We start from the raw sequence: 16,380 nt of genomic DNA on the forward strand, positions 1-16,380 counted from the left end.
CTTATATTAATTTCTTGTTTCCCATCTGAGCAGGCCAAAAGCCAATTTTCCCACGTTGTTGGCTGTACAGTGTCATTTCAATAAATGAGTTCATCGTTACCAGACGTGAGAATAATTTCGCTAATACACTGCCCAGCAGCCATGGGCTGGTGCCAGCAAATTCCTGTTCATCGACTTCCAACTTAATACTGATGCCACGGGCAAAAACGATTGGGCCGGGTTCAGGAACCCGACAACAGATTGTCTCTAATGAGCAGTGGCGTATCCCATTGATTTGACGTTTCACAGCAGGTTCAGCGAGATTGGCATAGAGATTTAATAATTGCCGTAGTGCCTGAGTTCCTTCTTCCTTATTTCTATCCATGAAATTCGTACAGTTAAGGTTGAGTTGGCTAATTAATTCCCATGATACTGAACCTTCAGCTAAAGCCGGGTGTGGGATAGTTGGCATTTTAAGAAAATCAATTTTGCTGATAGGAATGGAATCCAGCATGGAAAAACTGTCGATGTCTTGTTGTCGCAATATTGCCGGTAAGTCACGATTAGTACATAAGACGTCGGCACTTAAGTATTTGAGTTCATTAGGCCATGGTGATTGATGTTCATCGACAATGGAAACGAATGTTTCTGTACCGATATAGCCGGTACGGGTTCCATAGTGATGAGCCTGCTCAGATAAAATCCGAGTGTCACGGCGCAGAGAAAAATACGCGCCGTAATTTCCCTGATCATTGCTGTTAGTTGACCAGAAAGGACGGAATATACGTTCTTCTTTGTGCTGTGTATCGATACCGTGTAAGCGTTGGACAGAAAAAATTTCGTAATCCAGTGGGCGGATGTTATCCACGACCAAATGATATTCATTGGTACTTTCATCAACGGTGACATATTCGGTGATTTTGGGGAACAAATTAATCACGGGAGTACAGTTCAATGCCAGATAAGAGTTATCTACCAGACTCTCCAACTCTTTATCGATTTTGTCTAAAAGTAAGATCAGTTCAAATTCATTCTCTTTTTGAGAACTCTTCAATAAAGATCGCATACCCTGAATACTGAAAAACCGGAAACGTGCCGGAAAAGCAAAATACTCTTGGATTTGGCGATACCCACTGAAATTACGTGGATCATTAGGCAAAAGTGCCTGCTCATCATTGAATCCCTCATGATAAGGGGTGATATCAGGTAATACTTGATATTGTGGTGTCATACCCTCGGTATGACATATCATACCCACTGAATGCTCCATCATCAGTTCCAGCAATTTATGGGATTGAATATCGGGTCCAGAAAGGAAGAATGTGAGTTTGTCCAAATGTAAATCGTTGAGGAAAAATTTTCCATTACAGGAAAGTCGGATCCGTAATGCACTGACAGCACCATATTGGTGAAGATTTAATCCCATAAGCGGAATGTTAGCGGGGATTTTGCCAAGCTCAAAGGATTGCAAACTGAGTGGTTGTAAAACGACGTCTTGTGAAGTCGCGTATTGGAAAGTTATCCCCTCTTTCTTCAGCGATTGACAGAGCATAATAGTACCGCGTGGTACTAAAAAACCGTGGCTGATGTCTCCCTTACTGATATCTGGCTGAAGTTCAGTGATCGCCATTGAGGGAGTGGGAGCCAGATAGTTTGGATATAACATCTCCAGTAAGTACTGGGAAAAGCGGGGGAATTCGGCATCCATTTTTAACTGGATACGGGAAGTCAGAAAAGCAAAGCCTTCCATCAGGCGTTCAACATAGGGGTCGGCAACATCAATACCATGCATTCCCAGACGATTGGCAACTTTGGGGTAGCGCTCAGCAAACTCTTTGCCCATTTCACGCAAATACACCAGCTCACGGTTGTAATATTCCAACAATTTGTTGTTCATGTCCTCACCTGTTTTATCCAGCATTTTTCATAGCGAAATAACCATTTTCCAGATCAATATCACTTAGGAACAAAAACTCAATCGGCCAAGGTATACACCATAAAAACCCTTTTATCTCAATGGATAATACATTATAGAGTAACAGTGATTTCATATCGGAAATGCAGTTTACCTGGAGTTCATCGGGAATAATGCGTGGTTCAAAAATGTGAATAGCCTCAATGACCTTACTTTGGATATCACTCCATTCAATATCAGATATATTCTTACCGGCTAATGGCGTCAGGCCAAAATTATAAGTGGAGCGGCGTATTTCTGGAAAAGAGGAAATATCTTGGTTGAATTCCCTATTAATGCTGTTCAGTAGCCACTGCAAATCTCGCATGACATTTTTTCGCAGAGCACTGTGTGACAATAGGTGGCTGTTGACCGTTTCTTTTTTCTTGTCAGGTTCGTTATCCGTGAGCCTGTCAAGCAAAGAAGGTTGCATTCTATCTCTGGCTGTGATGCGTGCAGGGGGCTTCCGAGAGCGATAGCCGCCATGTAGCAAAGTTATATTGTCATTCATCGGTCACCTTATGGATATTGTGATTATGGGAAGTATTGATTGAGGCGACGAAATGATTGCAGGGGGATGTTTCAATTCTTTTTAGTTTTTTGCTTTATTTTGAGAATCTTTATATCGGTTGATTTCTGTCTCATAAGCTTGTCGGAAGTTTTCACCAAGCGGTGCATAACCTTGTTCAAGTTCATTGACAGTTTTCTGATAATTGTGGGTGAGGTAATCCCATAAAGAAGCTTTGTGAGTTGATGATAAAGGGAGATGAGGAACACCCTCTTTCTCACATACTCTTTGCTCAATAACCGAGGGTGCGAACGTTTGTAAAATATCTGTAGTAATGGCACGTAACCCTGCAATCATGCCTAATTGATGTGCTTGCAAATCGATTAAAACATCATATGTTGCCTGCTCTGGTGACATAAAACCCGGCATATGGTCACCAAACATTTGAATCAGCACGGCTTGGCCGGAAGGTAAAAGCTTAAATGGATTGTTGGTATCTATCAAGATTTGAGTTATGTCAGCATTAGCTTTGTGTTTTAGCTGATTGCGGGAAGCATTGAGTGCCATAATGCCTTGGGTTAATTGACAAAGTAATTTGCCCAACTGATACATTGCATGTTCATCAAATAGTGGTCTTTGAATATGCTTGAGTCCCATTCCGTCCAATAAGGCTGCCAGTAGGTTACCCTCTAATTTTTCTCCTTTGGTTTGGGGAGGCACAGGAGAATGGGATACATATGTTTTGGGAGCAATATCAAGACGGTTACTGTTATTAATATCAGAAAGTAGTGGATTGTTGGCCCCGTATTGGTGATTAACTAAGTTTTGCTCATGATTCTGATCAGTATGTGAACTGGATGAAGTCGGGGAAAACGTATCTTCTTTTATTTCTTCAGAAAGATATTTTGTTAGGTTTTTGGTTGTTTCTTCCGTATTGAAGAGTGGCTGTGAAGGGGATGCCGAAGCCGAAGTTAAATAAGATGATAGATCCTTATCCTGATTGAGTGTTTTTTGTTGTTTAGACATAGTTAAATCGTTCGGGGATGTCAATGGTTCAGCATTATCCAGCATCAAGTGCAAAGGGTCATCATTTTGAATATATTGTGCATGCTTATCGGCAAATAGTAGCAGTGGGTCAACTCCCCGCTTGTCACCTCGGTTACCATTCTGATTATTCCACTCTAATAACGTGCCGGGAGTACAGTTATTCAGAATATCTTCCTGAGCATTGTTTTCTGAATGAAACATTGTCACCGGATCAGTGGCACGGTACTGCAAGGCATGAAGATCGATTGTGGTTTCCATTTGTCCTAGTGGATCAATGGGATTACGTTCTTGATGTTGTTGAGGCTTTATGAGTGGATTATTGTCATTCAATTCATGAGGTGTCTGTTGAGAATTTTGAATTGACGTCACTTCGGATGTCGTTTTGGGTGGTATTGTTTTGGGCATAGTGAAAGAGTTTTCCAATCCGTCCCAGACCTCATTGGGGATCTCCTTATTTGTTTCTGTATTGCTGGATGAAGACTGTGCAGGGCTGGGATTAGTGCTGAGAACAGTATTGAGGACACGAGTTGTTGCTAAAGGTGGTGAACTTTGGCTGATATTAATCACTTGTATTTGATAATCGCCAATATTCAGCACATCTCCATCACGAACTTCAACCTGACGATCAGGTGCCATAGGTATTGCATTCAGCAAAATCTCAGAGGCAGCACCACGATTGATCATACAGCACTCACCAGTGGCAGAAATGGATACAGATGCTTGTAAACTGGCTATGGCCTGCTCTTCATCAGGCAAAATCCAGTCATTCTCTGTGCTGCATCCGATCGTACCGCCTGGGGATGTGAAGTTGAAACTGAGCTGTGGCGGTCTGTTTGTACCGATGTTTTTAACAATGGTGAATTGCATAATCCTGAGGCCTATTGTTGGTGGGAGATAACCTCCCCCTATGGGGGAGGTTACTGGTATCACTTGTATAGGTAAGATTATTGGATTTCTTTTGTTTGGGCATCCCATATCCAGGTAACTGAGGCTGCTGGTTTGCCTGTATAATCTACAGGAGAATAGGAGAAATCAATTTTTTGGGGTTTTATAATAACCTGTATAACACTATCAGAGGGGCTGCCACTATTGACTGCTGTAATAAAAGTATTAGTAAGCACATATTTACTCCATAGTGTGGGAACATCATTACCAGTTGTGTGGAGCATATGTATTTCTGTTTTCGGAATATGTTTGCCTTTTAAGCAGTATTGTTCTATAGCAGTGATGGATTTATCATAATTAAGATGAAGAGTGAAATCGGATATTTGACCTTTACCACCAGACCAGCTTCCGGTTTCCTGTGAAATAAGAGGGACATTCGTTATAATACGGCTAAGATAGAGAACACCTATCCAACCCTCATAACCTTTAGTTTTAGATTCACCCTCAATATCGTCAAACTTCACGAAAGTGTACATTTCGGACATAATATTTACACCTCAAATCTTATTAATAGGGAAATACTCAATAACTTATTAAAAATAATTGAGTGATATATTTTTTAATGTAAAAAAGTTATATGTTGATGAGAGATCACAGATAAAAACAAAATATTCTGAATGGGAACATTGATTCTGAAATTAAAAGTTAAGATTTTTTTAATGAAGGTAATTTTGATACTAAGCGTAAAGAAACAGTCAAGCCTTCTAATTGATAGTGAGGACGCAGGAAAAATTTAGCGTGATAATATCCAGGGTTATCTTCTAATTCTGTTACCTGAACTTCTGCATTTGCCAAGGGTTTTCGTGCCTTGACTCCCTGCGATGAGTTGATCGGGTCACCATCAACGTAGTTTATTATCCAGTTATTCAGCCAGTTCTCCATATCAGCACGTTCCTGAAAAGTCCCAATCTTGTCACGCACAATACATTTCAGGTAATGAGCAAAACGGCAGCAGGCAAATAAATAGGGGAGCCGTGCTGAAAGATTAGCGTTGGCGGTAGCATCAGGATCGTAATATTCCGCGGGTTTTTGCAATGATTGGGCGCCAATAAAGGCTGCCATATCGGTGTTTTTGCGATGCAATAATGGAATAAACCCATTTTTTGCTAATTCTGCTTCACGGCGATCACTAATGGCGATCTCTGTGGGGCATTTCATATCAACTCCTCCATCATCGGATGGGAAAGTATAACAAGGTAAATTTTCCACGATCCCTCCGGATTCTACGCCGCGGATAGAAGTACACCAGCCATACTGTTTAAAAGAGCGATTAATATTAACGCCCATTGCATAAGCAGCATTGGCCCAAGTGTAGTTACTATGAGTAGGACCTTCGGTATCTTCCTCAAAATTGAAAGCATCTACAGGGTTGGTCTTGTTGCCATAAGGCAGACGAGAAAGAAAACGGGGTAGCACCAATCCTAAATAACGCACATCTTCCGATTCACGCAAACCGCACCAAGGGGCATATTCCGTATTTTGGAAAATTTTGGTCAGATCGCGTGGATTGGACAACTCTTGCCAGGATTCCATTTGTAGAACACCTGGAGCGGCACCTGAAATAAATGGGCAATGTGCTGCTGCGCTTATTTGTGCTATTTGACGTAAAAGCTCAACATCAGGTGCAGTATGATCGAAATAATAATCCCCAATCAGGCAACCATAAGGCTCACCCCCAAATTGACCATATTCTGTTTCATAGATTTTTTTGAAAATAGGACTTTGATCCCAGCTAACCCCTCTGAAACGTTTCAACGTATTGTGCAACTCTTTTTTGGTAATGCACATTACACGGATTTTAAGCATCTCATCGGTTTCTGTATTATTGACCAGATAATGCAGACCACGCCAAGCGCCCTCCAGAGACTGAAATTCGTTATGGTGTAAAATATGATTAATTTGCTTTGATAGCTTGTTATCAATTTCGGCAATCAGGGTTTGAATGGTACGGTAGGTGTCACCAGAGACAGTGACGGCATTTTCCAGCGCCTGCTGTGCCAGTGTGGTCACCGCTTCTTCAACTGCGCTGCGTGCCTGATCATTCTGCGGACGAAATTCTTTGTTCAGTAATACACTCAGCTCATCAGGAGTATACTCCTTAGGGGCTTGTTCTTGCTGAAGTTCGACTTCTTGTTCAGTAGTAGCCATTAATTACTCCTTATCCTCAATCCCTTCTTCAGTGGTACTTTTTGTTTCAGTGGCACTGTGTTCGGCTGCGGGTTTTGGGGCTTCAGCCAGTGATTTCATCAGGGCTGGGTTTTGCAGAATATCGGTAATCAGTTGTTCTGCACCGCTTTTACCGTCCATATAAGATAATAAGTTTATCAGTTGGGTTCGCGCTTCCAGTAGTTGAGCCATAGGTTGTACTTTTTTGGCAATGGCATCAGGTTGGAAATCCTCCATTCTTTCAAATGTTAATTCGATATTTAGTTTTTCGTCATCTGCCAGAGTGTTATCAACCTGAAAAACAATCCGGGGTTTGATTGATTTCATCCGATCATCAAAGTTATCAATATCAATTTCCATGAAATTTCGATCATTAACGTCAGGCAATTCTTCTATGGGTTTACCTGCCAAATCAGCCATTACTCCCATAACAAACGGCAGTTGAACTTTTTGTTCTGAGCCGTAAAGCTCGACATCATATTCAATCTGTACGCGCGGAGGTCGATTTCGACCAATAAACTTTTGTCCACTGGATTTCATGACAAGTTCTCCATTGCTGGCTAAATAACTAAATTAATAAGAACGATTAATAATAAATATTAATAAGAAATAACAGCTAATAAGAATGAGGAAAAAGGAAATAAGACAATATTCAGTTAATTCTAATTAAAATTATCTGAATCAGAGTCGATATTACCGGAGCGACCAAAAATAACTTCGAGTCGGTTTAATCCCTCAGGGGCAAGATCATAAACAATGTCAATAAAGTCACGATCAATTAACCGCTGAATGCGATCAATCATCATAGGAGCTGGATGGCTGGGTTCATGCTGAACAAAATAACTTTTGGCTTTTTCTAATAATATTCGAGCCTCATCACGATTGTTGATTTCAACATCGTGCCAATGAATAAATGTCATATTTGTCGACGTCATGGCTGATGATAATTTTGCTTGTACCATAGATGGTGGGGTTTCAGGTTCATCCTGATTGGATGACTCTTCAGAGATATCTATAGTTGGTTGAGGTGAAGGGCAAAATTTGATCACGTCATTCAAGTGTTTTAAAAATTTGGATAACTCAGGAACTTGGCCGGCTGATAATTTTTGACGAATAATGTTGAGGATTGCGAGAATGCTGTCTCTAATTTTTATTAGTGCTGCAATTTCTGGGACACTGGCCTGTTGTTTCAATTCATCCAGCAATCGGGTGCGTCCTCCCGTATAGCCACTAATTTCATTTATGGAACCATCCAGCAAGGAATATACTTCATACAGAGACAATTCTTTCGAAGGATTTTTCAGCAGAGTGGAATGTTGCGCTTGCAACATAAACGGCGAACCATCCTCAATAGCAGCGAATACGTTAAGACGAAATAAGGGATCATATTCGCCTTCAAATTCTAGTGTTGGCCAGACTTCCTCCCAATAGCGTTCCAATGTTTGCTTGAGTAAATCCAGACCATCCGCATAACCACATAAGCCCTGTATTTCCAACCATGATTGTGTTAGCGCAATGATGATACGCAGATCTTTGGTACGGCTTAATAAGGTAATGGATTGTTTTTCCACCTGTATCCAGTCCGGGGGTTCTTCTGGAATAGTAACATCCCCAAATTGCTGTTCTGCTTTCCCGAGCAAAGAATATTCTAGTGCTATAAATTCGGCGTCATATTCCAAATTCTCTCCGCAGGGTAATTCGGCACTGATGGGTTCGAGTAATACATCGATATTCATAGTAAATTTTTGCTCATATTGATGATTAGGGCGCGGTCTATTTTTATGAACTGATTAATTTAGGACAGGTGAAGTTGGGTAATTCAAACGGACTAAAAATACTATTAGGGGTAAATTCTAATGAAACAAAGTGACCATCTATGTTGAATGTAACCCGCCGGCCACGCTCTATCTTAAGGTATTTTTTTTCCTGATCGGCGGGGGTTGCTTTATCTAAAAGGCGATTTAGGGCCCATGGGCCATCGGTGATTAAATCAGCAGTTGTACCATCTGCTAAATTTAATTGGAGATGAACTCGGTTTGTTCCGCTGGTGCCGGGCCAATTGATCAATTTTGACTTTTGTGGGCCATGGCTATATTCAAATCGTTGACCGTCTACATCCAGTACCATGCTTAAAATATCGTTATCCATTTTGGGTTGGCTAACCGTAACACGGAATGAAGGCGTGGGGATTCCGGTAGTAAAAAAGGTATCACGAATGGTCTGAGCCTGTTTGAACGATTGAAGCAGGTTTTTACTTTTCGAAAGTGTTTCTCCATCCATCTCTTGCATAAAGCGCCAATTGGAGTGTGAAGTATCGACTTTCCCAACAAGATTTTGTTGGAAAAAGCGATCCATTACTCCTATTCCGGGAGCAAACATCCGTGTCATATCATCGGGTCTGATATCTTTATGTGCGTTACGGGTGAGAGGGTAACGATTGGAAATTGCGCTAGTGCAAAAACCGCCAAGTTCCGCTTTGAGGTGCTTACTGATATTCTTTATATCACTAAGTTGTGTATCACTATTCGCACCAACTGCCAATGAGTAAATCATGTTATTGAATGGCGCAGGGAGATATTCTGATGAGGTCTGTAGTTGCATAATAATTTTATTTTCTGGAGTAGGGATCCCCATATTGATAGCATTTTGTACAGAATTCAGATGTTCACTTAATTCTTTGATTTGAGCGAGAGTATTATCAAAAGGGATTTTTTTATTTTGCCCATCGGCGCTTTTTGTCAGTGAAATAATTTGTTGAAAGTGATCTTCTAGTGCTTGTTCTGGTGTGAGTCGGTTATTATTTGATAGTAATTTATTGGATGCTAACTTTGCTAATGAATCAGATTTATTGCTGACAATACTGCCGACTTTATCAGTTTCCACAGTGTTTAATTTTTCTAGAGTGACATTTTTACTGATATTGATCAGTAAATTACGCAAAGGAGAAGATTTTGACGAAAGTAGATTCGCCATATTAGCGCGTTGTTCTATGTTGTCGGTATTGTTCAGATGGATATCATTCAAAAATTTATCCCACGATTGAATATAATCATTGATATAAAAATACCGCACGGAAAACGCGATCTCGTTAATATTTTGTTTTCTTTTATATGAACCAAGAACCCAGTCATCTTGATTGTACATAGTCTGAATAAGTGAAGGGAGACTCTTGATAATCCCCGTTCGATAACCAACTGGCGTGAACATTCCCTGAACACCTTGGTTTATCGAACCGCCATTGAAGTGTGAGAACGCCAGTTCAGCTTGGGGGCCTGCAAGGGTGACCAAACTTACGTAGGGCAAATTATTTTTGCTCAGTAATTTTAATTTCAACTGGTTATAGATGCGATCTTCTAGTGGAGTGCTACTGAGTAATGCTTGCTTTTGTTCCACCAGTTGGTTATTGCGCACATAGGGGGAAGTGACTACTTGATTATCTAATAGTTGACCGAGATGTCTGTCAATTTGGTCTAATTGGGCTTGGTGGATATTGGGTTGTAAATGTGCTACCAAATATTGCATCACCCAATTATGTAAAAATTTACCGTCATAATGTTTAGGTAGGTATAACATTTGGTAAGCTTTCAATGTATTGTAAATGATATTGTTATTATTATCGTGGTCATTGCGCATCTCAGAAGCTATTAGCTGAGCCACTTGTGGTAGCAGTAATGTTTTTAGCGTTTTTGTGTATAGTGACAAACTTGCATTATTGACTAATTCACCACAGTACAATCCCATTTGGTAGGATAATGGCGGATCAGCAGGAGAAAAGTTCTTACTTCGCCCTAAAGCTTCAAGGTTATTCAAAATAGGTAGCAAAGCATATACATTAATGTCATTGGGATTTTTGTTTAATTGATTACCTTGGTGCAGAATAGAGGGTAATTTATCTTGTACTTCCGTCAGGTAACTTTTATTATTTCTGTAGCTGATAAAAAACAAAGTCATTGTGAATATCAGGATTACAGCCAGAGTAATATATCCCAATCCATTAAGTAGATTGTTGCGATAAATCCACCAACGATTATAATTAGCTAGCTCCGACTCCTGAAAAATATTTTCCATTAAATTTTTCAGAAAATAAGATTGATTAGTGGGTGGATTGTGTAAAGGATTTTTATTATTTTCTGATACTTTATCATTTTTCCACGCAAGTAAACTACTATCATTGTCTGTCGGTAATTGAAAATCACAGTTGAATTTCTCCATCACCTTGTCAAATGGTACACCTTCCTGTGTTCCACTGGTGAAATAAAGTCCTCGTGGCGTACAGGGAGCTTCAAATCCTGAGTTAGCAAATGCGATTTCAATATACTGAGCAAGCAGTGGGCGCAGGGCAGCGAATTCTTGTGGAAACAGGTAGCTTTCGGCATAGTCTCGGGGAGCGTGTTGATTCAGCAAAATATCGGGTAAGGCTGCATCTAATCGCTTTTGTAACAAACTACATTGCTGTCCAAAGAATTCGTGTATATCGTAGTTAACTTTATCCCAGGGGAAGTTAAACCCCCAAATTTGTTCGCGTTGTGCTTTATTAAAATGGGAAAAATAAGAATTAAAGCCTTTCAATAAATCTGTCTTAGTGACGATGATATAAATTGGAAACCGGATTTTGAGTTGCTCATTTAGTTCTGATAAACGCCGGCGTAACATATAAGCTTGTTGATCACGTTTTTCCTCTGATGGGTTTAGTAGATCTTCTACACTAATGGTAATAATGACACCATTGAGTGGTTGGCGTGCACGATACTTTTTTAATAGATGAATAAAGTAATTCCATTCATAGGTATTTTGTTCGTGTTGGGTGCTTTGTATTGTGTATCTACCAGAGGTATCCAGCAGAACCGCATCTTTAGTAAACCACCAGTGACAGTTATCCATTTCTTGCATACGGTATTGGGCAGATTTCTCAAAATAGTCTGCCAATGGAAAGTTTAGGCCGGAATTAGCTAAAGCAGTGGTTTTGCCTGAATGAGGTGCTCCTATAACGACATACCATGGTGATTGATATAAATACTGACGACTGAGAAAGTACTTCCAGTTTGGTTTATATTTGGTATTCAGCCCCGAAATATAAGCATTTTTCAGTAGCCGTGAAGCATCAGAAAAGCGATTTGACAGTATGGTTGCATATTGTGGTTGTACGGGTTGTGATTGTTCAAATTGTGATTGTGTGCTTTTATTCTTATTGTTGTTTTCTTCCTTGGCCTGTTGGTTGGATTGTTTTTTATTTAACCATATCTGATACAGTTTGGACATGAATTGAATTAAAAACCAGAAAAGGAATAATAAGGCAATAATAACTATTCGTACTATGCTTGACCTAAAAGGTGTCGTGTTGCCAATAGAAAGCATGGGACCAATAAACCAGATAATAGAGGAAATGCCTGTTATTCCTAAGAAGCTCCACATTAACCGGTTAGTAATAATAAAAAAAATGGTATTCAACATGTTTCAGTTTTCTCACTCCATCTGATTTACAGGAGAAACTAACAGTGTGATTTCTACTCGCCTATTTTTAGCGCGATTATTTAGATTATCGTTTGGTAATAAAGGATTACTTTCTCCTTTTCCTTCTGCTCTGATACGTTCTGGTCTATCAATATAATTCTGAAATTCTCTTTTTACTGATTTAGCTCTGGCCAGTGATAATGAATAATTAGATGAAAAGCTAGTATTATTAATGGGAATATCATCGGTATAACCAATAATCAGAATATTACCACTCATATTATTCATTACTTTGGCAATATGCTTGATAGCGTTTCGGTAACGGTTTTTAATTAGGGTAGATCCTGTTTTGAATAACCCATCACCTTTCAAAGTGACAATACTCTTATTAGGAAAATCTTCTACATTTATCAATCCTTCCGCACTTTCATTTCTCAAGAGATATTTCAGATTCAAGGTTGGGGGTATGGAAGGAGGGATCTCCCAATCATCGGTTAACACATTGGAAAAACTGGTTTGATAGATTGTTGTCAATAGATTGCTGGATATATAACCCAGTCTCCAATTCAGCCCAATGTACAGTATGCAAACCAAAAAACTGATCACTATTGCACAAATCCATATAGGGAGAGGAGAACGCCAGGATTTACTGGGTATTGTGATGTTCTGTAACGTCAGTGACATCTCTGGGGGATAATGACCACGGACTGAGTGAATCAACTGGCATAGGCGTTGTTTCACAGTTTCAAGTTGGGTACGCCCGTTATCCATGATGCGATAGCGTCCTTCAAACCCAAGTTGGAGACAAAAGTTAATGAGTTCCAGCAGAAACAAATTTTCTTTGGGATTAAGGGATAATTTTCCCAACAGTTGGAAGAATTTTTCTCCCCCCCACGTTTCATTGTGAAAAGTGACCAGCAACCCACTGCCAGACCAAACTCTGCGGCTCCCCCATGAGGTCAGTGCTGCTGCTTCGTCCAGGGCGGTGCACAGACAGTAACGTGCACCAATGATCACTTCGTAAGAGAGTTTGGCCTGTTGACATTTCACTTCAAAGCTTCGCATTTCATCAATCAATTTTTGGCGTAAAATTATTGGGTTTGAATGATCTGTAGAATGGCGGATTTGTGGAATGCTATTCAACAAGGGGTTTGCGGCAGCAACTAATGGATTATCTCGGGTGTCACCAGAAAGCACGGTGCACTTATTTATTTTTTTTTTCTGCGTCATATGAACCGTTCCCTCTGGTTTGACCAATTACGGATAGCCCAAAATTCCAGGCTCAGACCAGGAAAATCACCGGCCAGATGTAACGCAAACCCTCCTGATTTTTCCATTTGCTTCCACATTTCACCGTCTTTTTCTAGTTCGAAATATAAATAACCTGAATGCCAAGGGATCTGTCTGGGGACAGATGGCATTGCGCATAATGAAATGCCGGGTAACTGTAATTGAACCAGTTCACGTATACGACCAACCGGGGCAATTTTCATCTGTGCTGGAAAATGGTTGATTAGCGTTTCTTTAGAAACATCCGCATAGACGGCCAAGACGAAGCTGAATGTATTTAACATACTGGCGTCAGGCAAAGTGGCGACATTCAATCCATGAGAATATTCGGTCAGCGGCAATTGAATTGCTTGTTCTTCCAGAATAATTGACAACCCTTGGCGCAATAGGAACATGAGGTGATTAAAACCAATCATCAAATTGTCATGATCATAAATAGGGAGATTTTCGTCTGGTATTCGTGTTTGAGAAAAACTGGCTAATTCGGTCGCAAATTGCAGCCACTCACTGAACAGCCGCTCTGGATGCAGTAAGGGTATATTGCCTATGTGACTGACTTGGCCGATATAACGATTTATCAGTGACAATAGAAGAAAATCCATGGTTTCTGAATCGTTGCGTCGTCCCGATTGTAATAGGCGTTGGCTGATTAGTTGGCTGCGTTGTTCCAGCAAGCCCTGTAAATCAATAATGAAACTGGCAACTTGTGGATGTGCATGACAATTGAGTAGGGGAGGAATGAATTGTGAATTGAGATGCAATTTATTATCACGAGTTCTGTTCACGACATGTACAACTTTCAATGTAGTCCATTCTGGTGTCAGGTCTGATTCCAGCATCAACCGTAGCCGCATCTGTCCAAATTGCAACGTGGCGCGTCCAACGGCCATAGTATTAAAATCATTGACTTCAGATTCAAAGCTGATGAACCGCGCCATAGAATCTTTTCTTTCACTGAAAATAACCTCTTCTCGTCCTCCCCGGGAGATTGGCAGTGCCAATACGACATTTTCTCCTGTTTGATTTTCCGCAATTTCTATTGGTGCAGGAGCCTGGGCTTCAGTAAAATTGAATGGTGTTCCATCAGGAAAAACCCCGCTGGCTGATGAAATCATGAGCTTGCCTTGCCCGAGGAGTGCTTGATTCAATTCCAGAGTCAAAAAACCCCAATAATATGGTGTCTGTGCCATTCCCCAATCACGAATATAGGCTTCCAAGTAGTTTTCAGATTGTTGAAAGTGATGAGGGCGTAAAAACATGCCTTCTGTCCAGATAACTTTTTCTGATCGACTCATGCAATCCCTTATTTTACGGCATAACTCTAGTTACATTTATTGATGAAATTTAAACCATTGGCGGTGATTTGAATGCATATATTTAACTCATCTGGAGATGAGGCCCAAAACGCGTAAAAAGCAGGTGGCTCAGGCAAGGAGACTGGCATTGAGATGCGCCATTTCTTCCCATTAAGTTGTTTATATTCAGCAAAAATACCAATATAACGGGTTTCTGGAGGTGCCTTTTCCCCGAAAAAATATTTGTTTTGGTAAGGGAATAAAAAAAATGGATAGTCATTAACTAGTTTATTGCCCAAAGTTGTCTGTTCATTATCTTGTAATGAAAAAAAATCAGCAGACATGAATTCTGTATTTGATGTCAGAAAAACAATGTGTAATTTCAGTGGTGCGGCGTCATTCACGTTATTTAACGCATTAAAAATCAATTTATAAGATAGTGATTTTCTTTCTATTGGCTCTGGCGAAAATGAACATCCCGTGAATATTCCCAAGGAGAGAAACAGTAATATCACGCTAAGCCATTTGATGATTAAATTTAATCCGTTTATCGAAACTATCCTTCTCATTTTTATTTTCGTTGAAAGGCGGGTTTTCATGGGTGGTTTCTCCTTAATTAACCATGATTTCTCCCATCTTCCGTTAGATTGCAATGAACAAATTTTTATTCTGTTGATAAATATATCAAGGTGCCAAGGCGGTTCAGGCTCCGGAAATATCCACTTTCGTTTGGCTGGGTTTGATGCGTAACCCTATGGCATTGGTTGAGTTCTGCATAGTAAGACTTGACATATGGGTTGCTGGAGAACCTTTAATCAGAACACTATTGGCACCAAGTGTATGACGTGATGCCCCCATTACAGTACCTGAAGCTATGCCAAAATTGATACCTGGGTTATCACCATTCGTCATGGCAACCATTGTCGAAATGTTATGAGCTGGACTGCCCACAAAGAGAATGTTAATGGTACTAGTGCAGATACCACAAGAACCTTGCGCCGTATTGGGATAAACCATGGGCGTTGGGATGCCTACCAGAGGGTTCGGAGTCAAACAGACATCTGGAAAAGCTATATCCATACCATTTGTTTGGGTATTGGCGAACATACTGTTTTCCTCTATCCGATGTGGATCTGTTTGGCATCTATTTTGGTGATAGCTTTGGCGGAAACTACGGTATTTTGGGCATGTAGCCGCACATAGCTTTCAGCTTGCATATCTAATTGCCCTGCGTGAACTTGCTCTGTTTGTGTTGTATAGCGAAATAAGCGATTACTCAATTGTGTGACGGTTTGCCAAACAGATTCAAATTGGTTGCCGACGATCCGAGTAATGGAAACCCAAGCGGATAGGGATTCTCCGCTATATTGCATTTCATTGATATGGCAACTTCCATTGTCGGCTGTGATATTAAGCCCGTTGCTGTTCAGATTCAAATTACCCTGAGAAGTAATGGACAAATCACCGGGTACATTAATTTCTGCCGGGTTTTGTTGTTCTGCTCGCTCTAAGATAGCCAATATCCAGATCTGTTCATCGACATTTGTGAGCAATACCGTGTCTCCCATTTCAGGTTTCAGCAGACAACTGGCCGCCTGTCGGCAATGCCAACCCCGCTTTTCACTTTTGACTATTAAACTGCCATCCTGAAGAATATTAATGACTTGACCTGAAATTTGTTGTAGTGGTTCCGGGGTAAGAGCATATGAAGAAAGAGCATAGGTAGATTCCGTCATATTGATTCT

Annotated in this window: 13 protein-coding genes; all 13 read right to left on the reverse strand. The window is 40.4% G+C overall.

The features are described 5' to 3' along the window. Position 1: 1 nt before the first annotated feature. The 13 genes from tssF to Xhom_RS20500 all read right to left on the reverse strand — a co-directional run bounded on the left by tssF (position 2) and on the right by Xhom_RS20500 (position 16,371). Positions 2 to 1,876 carry a type VI secretion system baseplate subunit TssF gene (gene tssF / locus Xhom_RS20440; RefSeq protein WP_069318436.1) on the reverse strand — a complete coding sequence of 625 codons (1,875 nt, stop codon included), beginning with the start codon at positions 1,874 to 1,876 and terminating at the stop codon, positions 2 to 4. 13 nt (positions 1,877 to 1,889) lie between these two features. Then, entirely contained in the window at positions 1,890 to 2,444 is a 555-nt protein-coding gene (locus Xhom_RS20445) for a type VI secretion system baseplate subunit TssE (RefSeq protein WP_069316004.1), read from the reverse strand. Between the two features lie 81 nt (positions 2,445 to 2,525). After that, positions 2,526 to 4,355, reverse strand: coding sequence for a type VI secretion system-associated FHA domain protein (locus Xhom_RS20450; RefSeq protein ID WP_069316003.1), 1,830 nt, complete (start codon positions 4,353 to 4,355; stop codon positions 2,526 to 2,528). Positions 4,356 to 4,432: 77 nt separating this feature from the next. Next, positions 4,433 to 4,918: a type VI secretion system tube protein Hcp gene (locus Xhom_RS20455; RefSeq protein WP_069316002.1), complete on the reverse strand. Its 486-nt coding sequence runs from the start codon at positions 4,916 to 4,918 to the stop codon at positions 4,433 to 4,435. A gap of 160 nt (positions 4,919 to 5,078) precedes the next feature. Beyond that, a complete protein-coding gene (gene tssC / locus Xhom_RS20460; protein ID WP_069316001.1) occupies positions 5,079 to 6,581 on the reverse strand; it encodes a type VI secretion system contractile sheath large subunit in 1,503 nt (500 codons plus the stop codon). 3 nt (positions 6,582 to 6,584) lie between these two features. Further along, entirely contained in the window at positions 6,585 to 7,139 is a 555-nt protein-coding gene (gene tssB / locus Xhom_RS20465; protein WP_069316000.1) for a type VI secretion system contractile sheath small subunit, read from the reverse strand. Positions 7,140 to 7,261: 122 nt separating this feature from the next. Further along, on the reverse strand, positions 7,262 to 8,335 hold the full coding sequence (gene tssA / locus Xhom_RS20470; RefSeq protein ID WP_069315999.1) for a type VI secretion system protein TssA: 1,074 nt from the start codon (positions 8,333 to 8,335) through the stop codon (positions 7,262 to 7,264). 43 nt (positions 8,336 to 8,378) lie between these two features. Continuing rightward, the gene (gene tssM / locus Xhom_RS20475) at positions 8,379 to 12,050 is read right to left on the reverse strand and encodes a type VI secretion system membrane subunit TssM (protein ID WP_069315998.1); all 3,672 of its coding nucleotides are present in this window, start codon (positions 12,048 to 12,050) and stop codon (positions 8,379 to 8,381) included. 12 nt (positions 12,051 to 12,062) lie between these two features. Next, entirely contained in the window at positions 12,063 to 13,280 is a 1,218-nt protein-coding gene (locus tag Xhom_RS20480; RefSeq protein WP_069315997.1) for a DotU family type VI secretion system protein, read from the reverse strand. After that, positions 13,277 to 14,635 (reverse strand): type VI secretion system baseplate subunit TssK, encoded by a 1,359-nt coding sequence (gene tssK, locus Xhom_RS20485; protein ID WP_069315996.1) that lies wholly within the window; start codon positions 14,633 to 14,635, stop codon positions 13,277 to 13,279. Before tssK ends, Xhom_RS20480 begins: the two co-directional genes overlap by 4 nt. Before the next feature lie 26 nt (positions 14,636 to 14,661). After that, entirely contained in the window at positions 14,662 to 15,234 is a 573-nt protein-coding gene (gene tssJ / locus Xhom_RS20490) for a type VI secretion system lipoprotein TssJ (RefSeq protein WP_232326303.1), read from the reverse strand. Between the two features lie 103 nt (positions 15,235 to 15,337). Then, complete coding sequence (locus tag Xhom_RS20495) at positions 15,338 to 15,742, reverse strand: DUF4150 domain-containing protein (RefSeq protein ID WP_069315995.1); 405 nt, start codon at positions 15,740 to 15,742, stop codon at positions 15,338 to 15,340. Positions 15,743 to 15,753: 11 nt separating this feature from the next. Next, on the reverse strand, positions 15,754 to 16,371 hold the full coding sequence (locus tag Xhom_RS20500) for a DUF3540 domain-containing protein (protein ID WP_069315994.1): 618 nt from the start codon (positions 16,369 to 16,371) through the stop codon (positions 15,754 to 15,756). Between the last annotated feature and the right edge of the window lie 9 nt (positions 16,372 to 16,380).

It is taken from the genome of Xenorhabdus hominickii (assembly GCF_002632725.1).
GTDB classification, from domain to species: domain Bacteria; phylum Pseudomonadota; class Gammaproteobacteria; order Enterobacterales; family Enterobacteriaceae; genus Xenorhabdus; species Xenorhabdus hominickii.

Bases quoted from the DNA above. Each gene is read 5' to 3' on its own strand.
- tssK (WP_069315996.1), bottom strand. From the start codon at position 14,635: ATGAGTCGATCAGAAAAAGTTATCTGGACAGAAGGCATGTTTTTACGC.
- Xhom_RS20445 (WP_069316004.1), bottom strand. From the start codon at position 2,444: ATGAATGACAATATAACTTTGCTACATGGCGGCTATCGCTCTCGGAAG.
- tssM (WP_069315998.1), bottom strand. From the start codon at position 12,050: ATGTTGAATACCATTTTTTTTATTATTACTAACCGGTTAATGTGGAGC.
- Xhom_RS20450 (WP_069316003.1), bottom strand. From the start codon at position 4,355: ATGCAATTCACCATTGTTAAAAACATCGGTACAAACAGACCGCCACAG.
- tssF (WP_069318436.1), bottom strand. From the start codon at position 1,876: ATGAACAACAAATTGTTGGAATATTACAACCGTGAGCTGGTGTATTTG.
- Xhom_RS20500 (WP_069315994.1), bottom strand. From the start codon at position 16,371: ATGACGGAATCTACCTATGCTCTTTCTTCATATGCTCTTACCCCGGAA.
- tssC (WP_069316001.1), bottom strand. From the start codon at position 6,581: ATGGCTACTACTGAACAAGAAGTCGAACTTCAGCAAGAACAAGCCCCT.
- Xhom_RS20480 (WP_069315997.1), bottom strand. From the start codon at position 13,280: ATGACGCAGAAAAAAAAAATAAATAAGTGCACCGTGCTTTCTGGTGAC.
- Xhom_RS20455 (WP_069316002.1), bottom strand. From the start codon at position 4,918: ATGTCCGAAATGTACACTTTCGTGAAGTTTGACGATATTGAGGGTGAA.
- tssJ (WP_232326303.1), bottom strand. From the start codon at position 15,234: ATGAAAACCCGCCTTTCAACGAAAATAAAAATGAGAAGGATAGTTTCG.
- Xhom_RS20495 (WP_069315995.1), bottom strand. From the start codon at position 15,742: ATGTTCGCCAATACCCAAACAAATGGTATGGATATAGCTTTTCCAGAT.
- tssB (WP_069316000.1), bottom strand. From the start codon at position 7,139: ATGAAATCCAGTGGACAAAAGTTTATTGGTCGAAATCGACCTCCGCGC.
- tssA (WP_069315999.1), bottom strand. From the start codon at position 8,335: ATGAATATCGATGTATTACTCGAACCCATCAGTGCCGAATTACCCTGC.